This is a genomic window from Actinosynnema sp. NPDC023794, assembly GCF_040639675.1.
In the GTDB taxonomy this organism is placed as follows: Bacteria; Actinomycetota; Actinomycetes; order Mycobacteriales; family Pseudonocardiaceae; genus Actinosynnema; species Actinosynnema luteola.
Map to the genome: position 1 here is coordinate 149,895 of NZ_JBFAFR010000001.1, position 15,994 is coordinate 165,888.

Annotated in this window: 15 protein-coding genes; 6 read left to right on the forward strand and 9 right to left on the reverse strand. The window is 72.3% G+C overall.

What is annotated here, in order from left to right; genetic code table 11:
* Nucleotides 1-9: 9 nt before the first annotated feature.
* Nucleotides 10-1,020 (reverse strand): iron-siderophore ABC transporter substrate-binding protein, encoded by a 1,011-nt coding sequence (locus AB0H12_RS00680; RefSeq protein WP_499619773.1) that lies wholly within the window; start codon nucleotides 1,018-1,020, stop codon nucleotides 10-12.
* Nucleotides 1,021-1,102: 82 nt separating this feature from the next.
* The gene (locus tag AB0H12_RS00685) at nucleotides 1,103-2,431 is read right to left on the reverse strand and encodes a lysine N(6)-hydroxylase/L-ornithine N(5)-oxygenase family protein (protein WP_499619774.1); all 1,329 of its coding nucleotides are present in this window, start codon (nucleotides 2,429-2,431) and stop codon (nucleotides 1,103-1,105) included.
* A 140-nt stretch (nucleotides 2,432-2,571) separates the two neighbouring features.
* Between AB0H12_RS00685 and AB0H12_RS00690 the strand changes: the two genes are divergently transcribed.
* Nucleotides 2,572-4,248: an ABC transporter ATP-binding protein gene (locus tag AB0H12_RS00690; RefSeq protein WP_499619776.1), complete on the forward strand. Its 1,677-nt coding sequence runs from the start codon at nucleotides 2,572-2,574 to the stop codon at nucleotides 4,246-4,248.
* Nucleotides 4,245-5,972, forward strand: a complete 1,728-nt coding sequence (locus AB0H12_RS00695) for an ABC transporter ATP-binding protein (RefSeq protein WP_499620768.1) — start codon at nucleotides 4,245-4,247, stop codon at nucleotides 5,970-5,972. The genes AB0H12_RS00690 and AB0H12_RS00695 overlap by 4 nt, the downstream gene beginning before the upstream one ends.
* Nucleotides 5,973-5,990: 18 nt before the next feature.
* Here AB0H12_RS00695 and AB0H12_RS00700 read toward each other — a convergent pair whose 3' ends face one another.
* The 6 genes from AB0H12_RS00700 to AB0H12_RS00725 all read right to left on the reverse strand — a co-directional run bounded on the left by AB0H12_RS00700 (nucleotide 5,991) and on the right by AB0H12_RS00725 (nucleotide 9,919).
* Complete coding sequence (locus AB0H12_RS00700; RefSeq protein ID WP_499619777.1) at nucleotides 5,991-6,389, reverse strand: hypothetical protein; 399 nt, start codon at nucleotides 6,387-6,389, stop codon at nucleotides 5,991-5,993.
* Nucleotides 6,390-6,414: 25 nt separating this feature from the next.
* Nucleotides 6,415-7,527, reverse strand: a complete 1,113-nt coding sequence (locus AB0H12_RS00705; protein WP_499619778.1) for an ATP-binding protein — start codon at nucleotides 7,525-7,527, stop codon at nucleotides 6,415-6,417.
* Nucleotides 7,527-8,186, reverse strand: a complete 660-nt coding sequence (locus AB0H12_RS00710; protein ID WP_499619780.1) for a response regulator transcription factor — start codon at nucleotides 8,184-8,186, stop codon at nucleotides 7,527-7,529. Before AB0H12_RS00710 ends, AB0H12_RS00705 begins: the two co-directional genes overlap by 1 nt.
* 71 nt (nucleotides 8,187-8,257) lie before the next feature.
* A complete protein-coding gene (locus tag AB0H12_RS00715; protein ID WP_499619781.1) occupies nucleotides 8,258-8,407 on the reverse strand; it encodes a hypothetical protein in 150 nt (49 codons plus the stop codon).
* A 127-nt stretch (nucleotides 8,408-8,534) separates the two neighbouring features.
* Nucleotides 8,535-9,521 (reverse strand): LacI family DNA-binding transcriptional regulator, encoded by a 987-nt coding sequence (locus AB0H12_RS00720; RefSeq protein ID WP_499619783.1) that lies wholly within the window; start codon nucleotides 9,519-9,521, stop codon nucleotides 8,535-8,537.
* A gap of 161 nt (nucleotides 9,522-9,682) precedes the next feature.
* Nucleotides 9,683-9,919, reverse strand: coding sequence for a hypothetical protein (locus AB0H12_RS00725; protein ID WP_499619784.1), 237 nt, complete (start codon nucleotides 9,917-9,919; stop codon nucleotides 9,683-9,685).
* Nucleotides 9,920-10,003: 84 nt separating this feature from the next.
* On the opposite strand from AB0H12_RS00725, the gene AB0H12_RS00730 reads away from it, so the two are divergent.
* Complete coding sequence (locus AB0H12_RS00730; RefSeq protein ID WP_499619785.1) at nucleotides 10,004-10,543, forward strand: MOSC domain-containing protein; 540 nt, start codon at nucleotides 10,004-10,006, stop codon at nucleotides 10,541-10,543.
* A 105-nt stretch (nucleotides 10,544-10,648) separates the two neighbouring features.
* A complete protein-coding gene (locus AB0H12_RS00735; protein WP_499619787.1) occupies nucleotides 10,649-12,529 on the forward strand; it encodes an ATP-binding protein in 1,881 nt (626 codons plus the stop codon).
* 47 nt (nucleotides 12,530-12,576) lie between these two features.
* Here the strand turns inward: AB0H12_RS00735 and AB0H12_RS00740 are convergent, their stop codons facing one another.
* Nucleotides 12,577-13,218 carry a DUF6928 family protein gene (locus tag AB0H12_RS00740; protein WP_499619789.1) on the reverse strand — a complete coding sequence of 214 codons (642 nt, stop codon included), beginning with the start codon at nucleotides 13,216-13,218 and terminating at the stop codon, nucleotides 12,577-12,579.
* Between the two features lie 97 nt (nucleotides 13,219-13,315).
* Here AB0H12_RS00740 and AB0H12_RS00745 point away from each other — a divergent pair, with 97 nt between their 5' ends.
* Both AB0H12_RS00745 and AB0H12_RS00750 read left to right on the forward strand, forming a co-directional pair.
* Nucleotides 13,316-14,377, forward strand: a complete 1,062-nt coding sequence (locus AB0H12_RS00745; protein ID WP_499619790.1) for an AAA family ATPase — start codon at nucleotides 13,316-13,318, stop codon at nucleotides 14,375-14,377.
* Nucleotides 14,374-15,984: a vWA domain-containing protein gene (locus AB0H12_RS00750; protein ID WP_499619792.1), complete on the forward strand. Its 1,611-nt coding sequence runs from the start codon at nucleotides 14,374-14,376 to the stop codon at nucleotides 15,982-15,984. Before AB0H12_RS00745 ends, AB0H12_RS00750 begins: the two co-directional genes overlap by 4 nt.
* Nucleotides 15,985-15,994: the final 10 nt, after the last annotated feature.

Here is a 15,994-nt window from a genome sequence, read left to right on the forward strand (position 1 = left end):
GACCGCCGACTAGTTCTTGACCGCTTCGAGCAGCGGCACGACCTGCTCGATGCCGTAGGGCACGCTCAGCACCGTGTTGAACGACATGGCCGCGCCGATCGGCGGGTCCATGTAGGTGAGGAACAGGTCGCGCTTCTCGCTGACGACCCCGAGCCGCTGGTACGCGGGCACGGACTTGATCCGGTCCCACGCGCTCTGGTCGAACATGATCCACACCAGGCGGTCGGCGTCGAGCAGGTCGAACCGCTCCTCGCTGAACTCGGCCACGTTCATCTGACCGGCGAGCTTGCCGATCTCGTCGACGAGGGTGAAGCCCAACTCCTTCATGAAGATGGCCTTCGGGTCGGTCGGCGCGAACGCGGAGTACTGGCCGGGCTTGAAGCTGTCGGCCACCACCATCGTCTTGCCCGCCCACTCCGGGTGCGCGGCCTTCGCGTCGGCGAACCGCTTCGCCACGCCGTCGATCAGCGCCTGCGCTTCCTCCGCCTTGCCCAGCGCCTTGCCGATGTGCAGGGTCTGGTCCTGCCACGGCGCGGCGTAGTCCGGGAACGCCTTGGGCTGCGCGACCACGGGCGCGATCTTGGACAGCGTGTCGTACTGCTCCTGCTTCATGCCGGAGTAGACCGCGAGGATCAGGTCGGGCTTGAGCGCGGCGACCTTCTCCAGGTTGTACTCGTCGCGCTCACCGACGATCTCCGGCTGGGTGGAGCCCCACAGGTCCTTGGTCCACGGCCAGTTGCCGAACGGCCGCTCCTTGAACCAGTCCACGACGCCGACCGGCTTGACGCCCAGGGCCAGCACGGGCTCCTGGTCGGACAGGCCGAGCGTGACGACCTTCTTCGGCTCGGCCTTGATCTCGGTGGTGCCGTACTTGTGCTCGACCGAGACCGGGAACGCGCCGGTGGAGGCGGCGTTGCTCTGGCTCGTCCCGCCGGAGCCGGCGTCGCCGCCGCCCCCGCAGGCGGCCAGCGCCAGCGCTGCGGCCGAGACGGCCGCGACCAGCTTGAACTTCGTGGACATCACAGGGTTTCCCTTTCGGAGGCGCGGCGGCGCGCCGCTGTACCAGGTTAGGTTTGCGTAACCTAACAAACTGCGAGGCGTTTCAGCTCACCCGTGAGACGCTGATCGCGTATTCGGGCGGCGAGGGCACTGCCGGCGTGCGGCGGCCGAGCACGGACTGGAGGATCTCCCCCACCCGCACGGACGTGTTGGACAGCAAGGACGACGAGATGCCGTGCGTGTGCTCGGTGCCGCCCTGGAGGTAGAGGCCGGCCAGCAGGTCGTCGTCGGTGTCCAGGCGGTAGTCGCGGCCGACGCTGAGCCTGCCGTGCGCGTCACGGGCGCAGCGCCCGGCCAGCTCGCCCAGCAGACCGGTCGGGTCGGCCTCGCGGTAGCCGGTGGCGTAGACGATCGCGTCGGCGTCGAGCACGTCGCGCGCGCCGGTGCTCAGCGACTCGACGGTCACGACCACACCGTCCCCGCGGTCGTCCAACTCGGCCACCCGGGAGAGGTTGAGCAGCCGCAGCCGCTGCTCGCCCAGGACCTTCTCCCGGTACACCCGCCGGTACAGCTCGGCGATCAGCTCGTTGTCGACCACCGCGTAGTTGGTGTTGCCGTGGTAGTCCATCAGCTTGCGCTTGACCTGCTCGGGCGCGGCGAAGTAGTCGTCGACGGCGGCGGGGTCGAAGATCCGGTTCGCGAACGAGCTGTCGTCGGCCGGGCTGTAGCCGTAGCGGGCGAACACCGCGCAGACCTCGGCGGTCGGGAACCGCTCGTGCAGGAACGCGGTGACCTCGGCGCCGCTCTGCCCGGCGCCGACCACGACGAGCCGGCGCGGGTCGGCCAGCGACTCGACGCGGTGCAGGAAGTCCCGGTTGTGCCAGACCCGCTCGGACGGCCGGACGCCCTCGGGCAGCGCCGGGCGCAGGCCGGTGGCCAGCACCAGGTTGCGGGCGCGGCGCACCTCCACCTCGCCCGCCGAGGTGCGCGAGACGACGTCGAAGTGCGTGATCACGCCGTCCTCGGTCACCGGCCGCACGTCCACCACGTCGTGGTCGTAGGACACCAGGTCGTCGACGCGGCCGGCGGCCCACTCGAAGTAGTCGTGGAACTCGACCCGCAGCGGGAACAGGTTCTTGTGGTTGATGAAGTCGACCAGCCTGCCCTTGCTGTGCAGGTAGCTCAGGAAGGTGAAGGTGCTGTTCGGGTTCCGCAGCGTCACCAGGTCCTTGAGGAACGAGACCTGCATGGTCGCGTCGTCGATCAGCATCCCGCGGTGCCAGCCGAACCGCGGCTGGCGTTCCAGGAAGTGGGCGGTCACCACGTCTTCGGCACGCGCGTTGGCGTTGTACTCGGTGACGGCGATCGCGAGGGCCAGGTTGGACGGCCCGAAGCCGACGCCGAGGACGTCGAAGACTGGTGGCTGTGGCATGGCTGTCCCATCGGTGCGAGAACAGGGCGTGATCGAACTTTGGTTACCCTAACCTAAGTTGATCCTCCGCGGGAGTGATCCAGGCCTCTCTTCTGATTAGGGTAGCCTCACCTAGCACTCAGCGGAAGGCGGGCACAGGGGTGAAAACCGACCTCAGGACCGACGTCCTCAAGGGCGCGGTGACCGGGCAGTGGAGGTCGGTGACCGTCGCGTCGGCGCTCGGGGCGGCGCACCAGACCGGCGAGGCCGCCGTGCCCCTCCTCATCGGCGTGGTGATCGACGAGGCGGTGCGCACCGGCGCGAGCGGGCGGCTGGCGCTCTGGATCGGCGTGCTGGCCGCGGTGTTCGTGGCGCTGTCGTTGAGCTTCCGCTTCTCCTTGCGCAGCGGGGAGAAGGCCTCGCACCAGGCCGCGCACGAGGTGCGGTCGACGTTGGCCGCGCGGGTGCTGTCGGCCGACGGCGGCGCGGCGCACGGCAGGCTGTCCGGGGAGCTGGCGAACATCGCGACCAGCGACGCGCAGCGCGTCGGGCAGGTGAACCTGGCGTTGCCCATCGCCTTCTCCGCGGTGATCGGCGTGCTGGTGGGCGCGGTGGCGCTGCTGCGGGTGTCGTGGGTGCTCGGGCTGCTGGTGCTGGTGGCCGCGCCGGTCCTGCTCGGCCTGGCGCACGTGCTCGGCAAACCACTCGAACGGCGCAGCGACGCCGAGCAGGACCGGGCCGCGCTGGCGTCCGGGGTCGCGGCCGACCTGGTCGCCGGGCTGCGGGCGTTGAAGGGCATCGGCGCGGAGGCCACGGCGGCGCGGCGGTACCGGGTGACCAGCCGGTCGTCCATGGAGGCCGCCATCCGCGCGGCCGGGTCCCGGGCGTGGCTGGACGGGTCGATGCTGGCGGTGACCGGCGTGTTCCTGGCGATCGTGGCGCTGGTCGGCGGGCACCTGGCCGCGTCGGGGACGATCACCGTCGGCCAGTTGGTGGCCGCGGTCGGGTTGGCGCAGTTCCTGTTGTGGCCGCTGTCGATCTTCTCGTGGGTCAACGGGCTGCTGGCGCAGGGCCGGGCGTCGGCCGCGAGGGTCGCCGAGGTGCTGGCCGCTCCCCTGGACGTGCCGCCGGGTTCATCGCCCCTGCCGACCCCGGTGGCCGGGCGGGTGGAGCTGACCGACGTGGTGTCCGGGTCGTTGCGCGGTGTGTCGTTGACCGCGTCGCCCGGCGAGCTGCTCGGTGTGGTGGCCCGTGATCCGGCGGACGCGGTGTCGTTGCTGGCCGTGCTGGCGCGGGAGGTGGACCCGTCGGGCGGCACGGTGGCGTTGGACGGCGTGCCGCTGTCCACTGTGGAAAGTTCGGCGCTGCGGGCGGCGGTGCTGGTCGCGGCGCACGACGCCGACCTGTTCGAGGGGTCGGTGCGGGACAACGTCGCGGCCGGTGGGGTCAGGCTTCACGAGGCCTTGGACGCGGCACGGGTGGACGACGTGGCGCGGGCGTTGCCCGACGGGTTGGACACGGTGATCTCGGCGCGCGGCCGGTCGCTGTCGGGCGGGCAGCGGCAGCGGGTGGCGCTGGCGCGTGCCCTGGCCGCCGCTCCCCCGGTGCTGGTGGTGCACGACCCGACGACCGCGGTGGACGCGGTGACGGAGGTGTCGCTGGCCGCCGGGATCAAGCGGGTGCGGGCCGGGTCGACGACGATCGTGGTGGCCACGAGCCCGGCGCTGCTGGCCGCGGCCGACCGCGTCGTGTTCATGGCCGACGGCGCCGTCGTCTCGTCCGGCGCGCACGCGGACCTGGTGGCGGACGAGGACTACCGACTGGTGGTGTTGAGCTGATGCGCGAGTTGTTGGCGACCGCCTCCGCCGCCCGGACGTGGGCGGCGGTCGGTGAGCTGGTCCGGCCGCGCCGCGCGTTGGCGTGGGCGGCGCTGCTGGTGCTGCTGGCGGGCACGGCGGTCGGGTTGCTGACCGCGCCGGTGCTGGGCCGGATCGTGGACCTGGTGGGCGCGGGGTCGTCCGCCATCGCCTGGCCCGTGGTGGTGTTGGTGCTGGTCGCGGTCGTCCAGGGCGTGTCGACGGCGTTCGGCACGTCGTTGGTCGCGCGGCTGGGCGAGGGGATGCTCGCCGACCTGCGCGAGAAGTTCGTGGAACGCGCGCTGCACCTGCCGTTGGAGCGGGTGGAGAAGGCGGGCTCGGGCGACCTGACCTCGCGGGTGACGCGGGACGTGCAGGTGATCGCCGACGCGGTGCGCAACGCGCTGCCGGTGATGGCGCGCTCCGCGCTGACCATCGGGTTGACCGTGGTCGGCATCGCGGTGCTGGACTGGCGGTTCCTGATCCCCGTGCTGCTGGCGATGCCGATCCACGTGCACACCGTGCGCTGGTACGGCGGGCGTGCGGTGAAGCTGTACGCGGCGCAGCGCGTGGCCGTCGGCGTGCAGCAGCAGCAGTTGCTGGACTCCATCGGCGGCGCGGCGACCGTGCGGGCGTTCGGGTTGGCCTCGGCGCACGTCGCGCAGGTCCGGTCGCGGTCGCAGGAGGCGGTGGACCTGGCGTTGCGCGGCATCCGGCTGCTGACCCGGTTCTACGGTCGGCTGAACGCGGCCGAGTTCATCGGGCTGGCCGGCGTGCTGGTGACCGGGTTCTGGCTGGTCGGCGCCGGTTCGGCGTCGGTGGGCACGGCGACCGCCGCGGCGCTGTACTTCCACAGCCTGTTCAACCCGATCAACGCCGCCCTGGCGCTGGCCGACGACGCGCAGGCCGCCACCGCGTCGCTGTCCCGGCTGGTGGGCGTGTCCGACGAGCCGATGCCCGTGCTGGAGGGCCGGGTGCGGCCGGCGGACACCACGATCAAGCTGGCCGGCGTCTCCTACTCCTATGTGGACGGTCACCCGGTGCTGCGGGACATCGACCTGGAGTTCGCCGCCGGTGAGCGGGTGGCGCTGGTCGGCGCCTCCGGCGCGGGCAAGACCACGTTGGCGAAGCTGATCGCGGGCGTGCACGAGCCGACGACCGGGTGCATCAGCATCGGCGGCGTGGAGCTGGCGTCGGCGGTGCGGTCGGTCGCGCTGATCACGCAGGAGGTGCACGTCTTCGCCGGTCCGCTGGCCGACGACCTGCGGCTGGCCCGCCCGGGGGCCACCGACGACGAGATCGCGGCGGCGTTGGCGCGGGTCGGGGCGCTCGGCTGGGCCTCCGCGCTGCCGTCGGGCCTGGAGACCGTGGTCGGCGAGGGCGGGCACCGGTTGACCGTGGCGCAGGCGCAGCAGCTGGCCCTGGCACGGCTCGTGCTGGCCGACCCACCGGTGGCGATCCTGGACGAGGCGACCGCGGACGCGGGCAGCGCGGGCGCGCGTGAGCTGGAGGAGGCGGCGGCACGGGCGTTGGACGGGAGGACCGGACTGCTGGTGGCGCACCGCCTCACCCAGGCCGTGACGGCGGACCGCGTGGTCGTGATGGAAGCGGGCCGGGTCGTGGAGAGCGGCGCGCACGAGGAGCTGCTGGCCGCCGGCGGCCGTTACGCCGAGCTGTGGGCGGCCTGGTCGGGCACCCGGTCGTAGTGCCCGACCAGGCCCGGGTCACGCCGCGTCGTGCACCACGACCTTCAGCGCCGACCCGATCTCGCCCTTCACCACGACCCCGGACGCGGTGACGCGGTCGCCCTGCGCGATCGCGGTCGCCGGGACCGGCACGCCGCCCTTGATGACGACCGCCTCCGCGGTCGCGACCCACGGCGAGGTGCGGACGTCGTCGGTCACCTTGAACACCGTCACGACCTCACCGTCCTTGCCGGTGTCGGTGACCACGGGCGCGGTGACGACACCGTCCTGCACGACCTCCGCACCCTTGACCGGTGGTTTGGCCACCGCGACCTTGCCCTCCGCCACGACAGCGCTCGCCGGAGAGGCGAAAGCCGACCCCGCGGTGAGGAGCGCGGCCACCGCGACCGCGACGCGTCGGATCTTGTTGTTGTCCATGAGGACGACGCTAGCGACACCGACATCAACAGGACTTCAACGGAAATGCCGCCATGGCAACGATTCCGCCACCCTCGCGCGGCTGGAGGCGCAGGGAACCGCCGTGCGCGGCCATGATCGTGTCCACGATGGCCAGTCCCAGCCCCGCGCCCGCACCCGAACCGGTGCGGTCGCGGCCGCCTCGGCGGAACGGCTCCGCCAGCTCGGCCAGCCGTTCGGCCGACAGCTCCGGCCCGGTGTTCACGATCCGGACGGCTCCGTCACCGGTCCGCACCCGGACCCGGCCGCCCCGGTGGTTGTGCGCGACGGCGTTGCGCACGAGGTTGTCCACCATGATCTCGATCAGCACGGGATCGCCGACGACGGTGGTCGGCGTCGACTCGGCGGTCAGGTCGACACCGGCCTCGGAGGCGGCGGCACGCCACCGCCCGACGACCTCGCCGACGACCGCGTCGAGCGCCAGCGGCTCGCGCCCGGCCGGCCCGTGCTGGCTCGACGCCAGCTCGAACAGGCCGTTGACCAGCCGTTCCTGCCGGAGGAACACCTCGCGCAGGCTCCTCGCCAGTTCGATCGCGTCCTGGCCGGCCCGCGGCGTCGCGAGCACCACCTCGACCAGGGCGCGCTGAGTGGTCATCGGGCCGCGCAGCTCGTGCGAGGCGTTGGCGGTGAACAGCCGTTGGGCCGCGAACGCCCGTTCCAGCCGGGCGAGCATCTCGTTGAACGTCTCCGACAGCTCCTTGAGCTCGTCGTCCGGACCGGCGACCGGGATGCGCTCGTGCAGGTCCCGCTCGGACAGCCGGCGCGCGGCGGAGGACACCGCGCGGATCGGCCGCAGCACCCGGCCCGCCATCACCCACCCGAAGCCGAGCGCGATGACCGTCATCGTCCCGATCGCGAGGCCGGAGGCGGTGAGCAGCCGGGTCCGCAGCTCGTCGCGCGCGTGCTGCTTGGGGTCCGACCACGTCTGCTCGACGTCCGCCGTCTTCCACTTCGGGAGTTCGGCGGTGGTCAGCTTCGGTGTCGTCGGCGCGAACACCAGAGCCAGGATCAGGCCGACCAGCACCACCCCGGACACCAGGAACAGCGCGCCGTAGAACGCGGTGAGCCGCACGCGGGCGGGCAGCTTCGGCGGGCGCATCAGGGAATCCGGTAGCCGACGCCCACCAGCGTCTCGACCAACGGCGGCGGGCCCAGCTTGCGGCGCAGCGAGGCGACCGTGGTGCGCATGCTGTTGGTGAACGGGTCCGTCAGCTCGTCCCAGGCCCGTTCCAGCAGCTCTTCGGCGCTGACGACCGCGCCGTCGGCGGCCAGCAGCACCCGCAGCACGGCGAACTCCTTGGGCGACAACCGGATCGGCACACCGTCCCGGCTCACCTCGAACCTGGCCGGGTCGAGCACCACGCCCGCCCGGCGCAGCACCGGTGGGCCGGCGGGGCCCGACCGGCGCAGCAGCGCCAGCACCCTGGCCACGAGTTCCTCGAACGCGAACGGCTTCGGCAGGTAGTCGTCCGCGCCCAGGTTCAGCCCCGCCACGCGCGACCGCACGTCCACCGCGCCGGTCATCATCAGCACGCGCACCGCTCCCTGCCACCGTTCGACGACGGCGCGGCACACCTCGTCGCCGTGCACCTCCGGCAGGTCCCGGTCCAGCACCACCACGTCGTAACGGGTCATCGCGACCCGCTCCAACGCGGCGTCGCCGTCCAGCACGACGTCCACCGCCAACGCCGCCTGCCGCAACCCGCGTGCCACGGTCTCGGCCAACAGCCGGTCGTCCTCGACCACCAGCACCCTCACCGACGCCTCCCTGCCCGCCGGGCCAGTGAACACCGGAGGACATCAACAGGAGGTAAACGCCGTGGCGGTGGTCAGAAGACGACGATCAGAAGCACGATCGCCAGGATGACGGCGATGACGATCGGGATGGTGGCCGGCGACCGGCGGTAGTGGCTCTGCACCGAGGTGGTGCGGAACCAGCTGTGCGGCAGGCGTCGTCGATGTCTCTGGACCCAAGGCATTTCGGCTCCCAACGTCGTTCCGTCCCCCGACGATCACGTGGGTGGTACCCGGGAAGCCCTGCCGTTAAGCCGAAACGTGTCCTCGACGACGAAACCGCCGACCGGCGCGGGCCGCCGACCCGAGCGATCAGCCCGAGCGGCGGGCGACGAAGGTCGTGGGCAGGACCACCGGTTCCCGCGTCGGAGCGGCGCCTTCGAGCCGGGACAGCAGCAGGCGCGCGGCGGCCTCGCCCATCTCCCTCATCGGCTGGCGCACCGTCGTCAGCTCGGCGTGCGCGGCGATCGGTATGTCGTCGAAGCCGACCACCGCGACGTCGTCGGGCACCTTTCGCCCGGCGGCGTCGAGCGCCCTGATCACGCCGAGCGCGGACAGGTCGTTCTGCGCGAAGACGGCGTCGAAGCGCAACCCGGTGGCCATCAGCTTCTCGGTCGCCACCGCGCCGCGGTCGGTGCCGAAGTCGCCCTCCACCACCAGCCGCGGGTCGACGTGCACGCCCGCGTCCCCGAGCGCGTCCAGGAACCCGTCCAACCGCTCCCGCACGCACCCGAAGTTCGCCGGCCCGGTCACCACGGCGAACCCCGTGCGGCCTGCCGCCACCAGGTGCTGCGCCGCCGCCTGCGCGCCCTCCCGGTTCGTCGTGCACACCGAGGGGAACCCGGGACGGCTGCCCCGGTCGTCGATCATCACGACGGGCAGCCCCTGGTCGTGCAGGGTCTCGATGTAGCTCAACGTGTCCGGCGGCTCGATCACCAGCAGCCCGTCGAACGCCTTCGCGGACACGTGGCTGGCGAACTGCGCCAACGACTCGGCGCCCCGGTTCACGGTGTAGAGCAGCAGCCCGTACCCCTCGGCCTCCAGCTCGTCCACCGCGCCCTGCACCACTTCACCGGTCCACGGCCAGGTCAACGACGGGACCAGCATCCCCACCGTCCTCGCCCGCCCGCGCGCCAACCCGACCGCACGCGCGCTGGGCACGTACCCGACGTCCGCGATCACCTGGCGCACGCGTGCCGCCGTCGCCGCGTCGACGTCCGGTTTGCCGTTGAGGACTCGGGACACGGTCGCCTTGCTCACCTGGGCGCGTTGGGCGACTTCGGCGATCGTGACTCGCACAGTGCACTCCTCGACTCCGGTCGACGGCGACCCCGGAACCGGTACCGAAACCGGTTACGGACACGCAGTCAACCGCTCCGTGCACGCAGCGTCAAGAGTCGGGAGGCCGAGGCCGCCGGTCAGGCGCGCCCCATTCGGGCGTGGACCGCCCACGACCCGGGTCAGGCGAGCACCGCACGGCCCGCGGCCGTCAGCTCGGCCCGCACCCACGGCCCGGACCCGTCACGTTGCGCCGGGCGGAGCAACCCGGCGTGCGCCAGCTCCCGCGCCGCGCACTGGTCGCTGCACAGCAACCCGTCGACCTTCAGGTCCGGCTCGCTGCTGCGCGTCACCTCGGCGCGGCCCGCGGCGATCGCGCGCAGCAGGGCGCGTGCCCGGTGGTTCAACTCGTCATCCATGATCTTCACCATCGTCCCCAGAAAGGTGTGCGCTACTCATATCGTCGCGACGCCCGAAAGTCTTACCTCGGTAGGGTCGGGCGCATGGGGACGATCACGGCCGTGAGCCGGAGCGGGGAGTACACGTTCACCAAGCCCAACCAGGACTCGATCACCCTGCTCGCCGGGCTCGGCGTCGAGGGCGACGTGCACCAGGGCGTCACGGTGAAGCACCGGTCACGCGTCCGGCGCGACCCCACGCAGCCGAACCTGCGCCAGGTCCACCTGATGCACGCCGAGCTGCACGACGAGCTGAACGCCTCGGGTTTCCACGTCGAGCCCGGCCAACTGGGCGAGAACGTGACCACGCGCGGTGTCGACCTGCTCGCGCTGCCGACCGGCGCCCGCCTGCACCTGGGCGCCCAGGCCGTGGTCGAGGTGACGGGCCTGCGCAACCCGTGCCCGCAGATCGACGCGTTCGAGGAGGGCCTGCTCAAGGAGGTCGTCGGCCGCGACGAACAGGGCAACGTGGTCCGCAAGGCGGGCATCATGTCGATCGTCCTCGTGGGCGGCGAGATCCGCCCCGGCGACGGGATCCGCGTCGAACTGCCGGCCGCCCCCCACAGCCCGCTCGTGCCGGTCTGAGCGGCGGCGACCTCCCCGTCGGGCGCCGGCGGCCGGTACGGCGGTTGACCGGTTGACCGGTCACCGCGTGGTGTAGAAAGTCTCGTGGTCGATACGCACAACGACGTGAGCGGCACGGTGTCGGGCCCCCTGATCCAGGCGCGGGACGTGGTGCTCGCCCCCGGCGTGTCGCACGCCCGGTCCGGACTGCCGCCGATCGGCCCGGTCACCGGGCGGGACGTGGAGCTGCGGGCTCTGGCCGCGATCCTGGAGCCGGACTCGACCACCCCGGCGGTCTCCGTGGTCGCGGGCCTGGCGGGCGTGGGCAAGACGACCCTCGTCATCCGGGCGGCTCACGACGCCCGCGCCAAGGAGTGGTTCCCCGGCGGCGTGTTCTTCCTCGACCTGCGGGGCTACGACCCGCACCACGCCGTGCACCCCGAGGTGGCGCTGGCGACGCTCCTGCGCGCGATGGGCGTGCCGCACGAGCAGATCCCCCCTGACCAGGCCGGTCGCGAGATCTTGTACCGCTCGATGCTGAACCACTCCGAACCGACGCTCGTGGTCCTCGACAACGCGTCCTCGACGTTGCAGATCCGGCCGCTGCTGCCCTCGGCCGACCACCGCGTGCTGGTGACCAGCCGGCACACGCTCGCCGACATCACGGGCGCGCGGCTGATCGACCTGGGCGTGCTGGAGCAGGGCGAGGCCGAGGCGTTCGTGCGCACGGCGCTGCGAGCCGCCAATCCGCACGACACCCGGGCCACGAGCCGGCCGGAGGCGGTCAGGGAGATCATCAGGCTCTGCGGCAACCTGCCGCTCGCGCTCACCATCGTGGCCGCGATCCTGGCCGGTGACCCCGATCAACCGGTGGCCGAACTGGCCGAAGCGCTCAGCGACAACGTCACCCGGCTGAGCGAGCTCTCGTTCGGCGACAACCTCGGCGTCCGCGCCGCCTTCGACCTGTCCTACCAGCGGCTCACCCCGGACGAGGCGCGGCTCTTCCGCATGGTGTCGCTGGACCCCGGCCAACAGGTCAGCACGCACGCCGCGGCGGCCCTGGCCGACCTCAGCGAGAGGGACGCCGCGAAGCTGCTGACCTCCCTGCGGCGGGCGCACATGCTGGAACCCGGTGAACGACGGGGGTGGTTCCGCTACCACGACCTGTTACGCCTGTACGCCGAAGAGCAGGCGGTCGACGAACCCGACCGCGCGGCGGCCGAGGTGCGCCTGCTCGCCTACTACATCGCGGTGGTCGAACAGCGCAACGTCATGGACTCGTCGGGCCGGTACGCGCGGTGGTTGGAGTCGGAGCGGAGCACCTTGGTCCGGGTGGCCCTGCTCGCCGACAAGCTCGGCCGGCCGGAGTCGGCGATGCGCCTGGTGTTCGGGCTGTCCGACTTCCTGCTCCTGCACGGTTACCTGAACGACTGCGACGTCCTGTTCCCGATCGCGCTCACCGCCGCGCGGTCGGTGGGCAACCGCCTCGACGTGGTCTACGCGCTGAGGAACAGCGGAGAGCTGGCGTGGGAGCGCCACGACGACGACAGCGCCCGTGCCCACTACGGCGATCTGCTCGCGGTCAGCCGTGACGCCGGCAACCCGGTCGGTGAGGCCTTGGCCCGGAGGCGCCTCGGCGCGGTGCTCAGGAGGGCCGGGGACCCGCGCGGCGCCGACGTCCACTTGACGGCCGCGTTGCAGCTGGACCGACGTCTCAAGGACTGGCGCGGTGAGGTCGACACCTTGCTGTTGCTGGGCAAGCTCGCGCGCGAGCGAGGTCGGGACGAGGTGGCGTTGGGTCACTACCTCCGGGTGCTGGAGCTCGCCCTCGACCACCACGACCTCGGTCGCGAACGGCGCGTGCTGGCCGCGACGTCGCACGGGCAGCTTCGCCGATCCGCCTTCATGCGCTTGTGGTGGAGTCACGCCGTGAGGGTGTACGTCGGACGCGGGCGGGCCGAGCGCGCCCGCGTCCTGGTCGAACTCCTCGGCGGCTCGCGCGGCTGACCGGCCCGACTCGCCCCGCACCGCCCGCTCGTGCCGGTCTGAGAGGACTACGCGGGGCCGGTGACCCGGAACCCGTGCAAGAGCACCCGATCCGCGTCGACGTCCTCCGGGTCGGGGTAGCCCTCCAAGATGAACCCGAAGAACGCCCGCAACGCTTCCTCCCCCAGGTCGAGTGGGTGGAACGGCAACGGGTACGGCTCCTCGTCTTCCCAGTCGGGATCAGGTTCGACGGGATGCCCGCCCGCCCAGTACGGCCGCTCGAAGTCGTACGGCTCGCCGACGTTCTCCTCGATGCCGTACTCGGGTGACAGGCTGAGCGACCGCACCAGCACACCGTCCTCCCAGACCGCGAACGCGAGCCAGTCCACCACCGAGTGCATCGAGTGCACGACGATCCGCCGACCCCGGCCGAGCTCGAGCAGGTGCTCCGGCAGCTCGGACGGCCGAGCGAACGTGAACCTCTGGTCGCAGACGATGTCGACCCCGGGCAGCGCGGCGGCGTACGTGAGACCGACCGGTGGGCGGGTGAACTCGTCCAGCGTGCCGTCGGGGGCCGGCTCGATCCCCCGGTTCGGGTGCACTCGACGCACCAGCGCCTCGGCAGCGGCCCGGTCGGACCCCGTCACACCGCGCAACGCGGCGCGGATGTCGCCGTCGGCGAACGCCACCAGCGCCGTCTTCGCGCCCATCCCCGACTCCGATCCCCCGGCGATCAAGGATGCGGACCCTACCTCCCGGCGCGAAAACAGATCGACTTTCCCCGCCGGAACGCGGATTCTTCCCGGCATGCGCAGTGCCGTGGCCGTGACTCCCGTGCAGCTCCCCGAGGTGCTGCTGCACGTCGCCGTCGTGCGCCCGGTGTTCCTGTGGGGCGCGCCGGGCATCGGCAAGTCCTCGCTGGTGCGCGAGTTCGCCGAATCCCTCGGCCTGGACTGCGTCACGCTGCTCGGCACCCAGCTCGCGCCCGAGGACCTGATCGGCGTGCCCGAGCTCGTGAACGGCCGGTCGCGGTTCGCGCCGCCCGAGTCGATCGCCCGCGACGAGCCGTACTGCCTGTTCCTCGACGAGCTGAACGCCTCCTCCCCCGAGGTGCAGAAGGCGTTCTACTCGCTGATCCTCGACCGCCGCATCGGCGCGTATGAGCTGCCCGAGGGCTCGGTGGTGATCGGCGCGGGCAACCGGGCCACCGACAACGCCCTCGCCCGGCCCATGGCCTCGGCCCTGGTCAACCGCATGGTGCACGTCCACCTCACGGCGTCGCCGAAGGACTGGCTCGCCTGGGCCGGCGGCGCGGGCATCCACCCGTGGGTGCTGGACTACCTGACCCAGCGGCCCGACCACCTGTGGAGCGCGCCGCCGAAGGTCGAGGAGCCGTTCTCCACGCCGCGCGGCTGGCACATGCTGTCCGACGCGCTGCACTCGTACGGCGACGACGTCACCGACGACGTGCTGGGCGTGTTGGCGTTCGGCACGCTCACGTCGTCGCACGCGTCGATGTTCAAGGCGTACGTGAAGACCGTGCGGCACGCGTACGGGCTGGAGGCCGTGCTGCGCGGCGACGTCCGCTGGCCGCACGCGCCCGAGGACCGCGACCTGCTGTTCTTCCTGGCCGAGGCGTTCCGGGCCCGGCTGGTGAAGGAGCTGCCCGCGGACAAGGCGCACGCGCCGACGAACGGCAAGCTGCTGGCGCACCGGGGCAAGGCGCTGCTGGTGGAGCTGGCCGAGCTGTCGCTGGAGATCGCGCAGATGGTGATCGCGGCCGACGAGCACGGCAACTCCGCGCTGCCGGCGTGGTTCCTCGTCGAAGTGACCCGCGACCTGCCCCGGCTGGTCGCCGCACGCGCGTGAAGCGGGCCCGCGTCGACCCGGGCGCGCAGGCGTTCGCGGACGCGTGGCAGCTCATCCGGAGGCACCCGCTGTTCGAGCCGATGGCGATCAGGGCGAACGTCGTCCGCGACGGCGACCGACCGTGGGCCACGATCGGGACCACCGGCCGCCTGCACGCGCACCGGACCCGGATCGCCGACCGCGACGAGTGGGTGTGGGTGTTCGCGCACTGCCTGCTGCACCTGGGTTTCGACGTGGTCGAGTGCCACGAGGTGGTGCGGTTCCAGGCGGCGGTGAAGCTCGGCCGGCGGCCGGACTCGTGGGAGGAGTTCGGCTGTCTCGACGTGACACCTCCCGGCCCGAACCCCACCCGGTGGACCGACCGGTTCGCCGCCGGCCTGGCGAACGCGGCCGTGGCGGCGGTGGACATCGCCGGTGGCGCGCGCAAGCAGCTCACCGACCCACGTCCGACGCGTTCGGTGTGGGAGCTGGCGTTGAGCTGGTTCGTCTCGTCGTACCCCCTGCTCGGCGCGTTGGCGTCGGGCATGACGGTGGTCGCGGACGCGGACCTGGCGCAGGGCTGGGACATCTCGATCGCCGCGGTCGACGCGTCGGTCGGCGAGATCTACGTCAACCCCCGCGCCCACCTGTCCCCGGCGGAGTGGCGGTTCGTGCTGGCGCACGAGATGCTGCACGCCGCGCTGCGCCACGGCGACCGCGCGGACGGGCGCGACCCGTACCTGTGGAACGTCGCCGCGGACTTCGTCGTCAACGGCTGGCTGGTGGAGATGGGCGTCGGCGTCGCGCCGGACGGCGTCCTGCACGACCCCGAGCTGGCCGGGCTGTCGGTGGAGTCGGTGTACGACCGGATCACCACCGACCTGCGCCGCTACCGCAAGCTCGCCACGTTGCGCGGTCGTGGCTCGGACCTGCTCGGCGATCCCTCCCGAGTACCCCGACACACCGCCGACCTCGACGCGTTCTACCGCCGTGCCCTGCTGACCGGCCTGAGCTACCACACCACCGAGCGCGGCCTGCTGCCCGCGGGCCTGGTGGAGGAGATCCGCGCCCTGGAGCAGCCGCCGCTCGACTGGGACGCCCGGCTGGCGCGGTGGTTCGAGGAGCACGTGCCGTCGGTCGAACGCCGCCGCACGTACGCCCGCGCGTCCCGCCGCCAGTCCGCCACGCCGCACATCCCCCGGCCGGGCTGGGTGCGGCCGGAGGAGCTCGAGCGGCGGTCGACGTTCGGCGTCGTGCTGGACACGTCCGGATCGATGGACCCCAAGGTGCTCGGCAAGGCGCTGGGCGCCATCGCTTCGTACGCCTTGGCGCGGGACGTCCCGGCGGCGCGGGTGGTGTTCTGCGACGCGGTCGCCTACGACGCGGGGTACGTGGCGGTGGAGGACATCGCGGGCCGGGTGCGGGTGCGGGGCCGCGGCGGCACGATCCTCCAGCCCGGCGTCGACCTGCTGGAGCGTGCGGCCGACTTCCCCGACGACGGCCCGATCCTGGTGATCACCGACGGCCAGTGCGACTACGTCCGCCTGCGCCGGGAGCACGCGTTCCTGGTGCCGAAGGGCGCGCGCCTCCCGTTCCGGCCACGCGGCCCCGTGTTCCGGATGAGCTGATCCGCGCGCA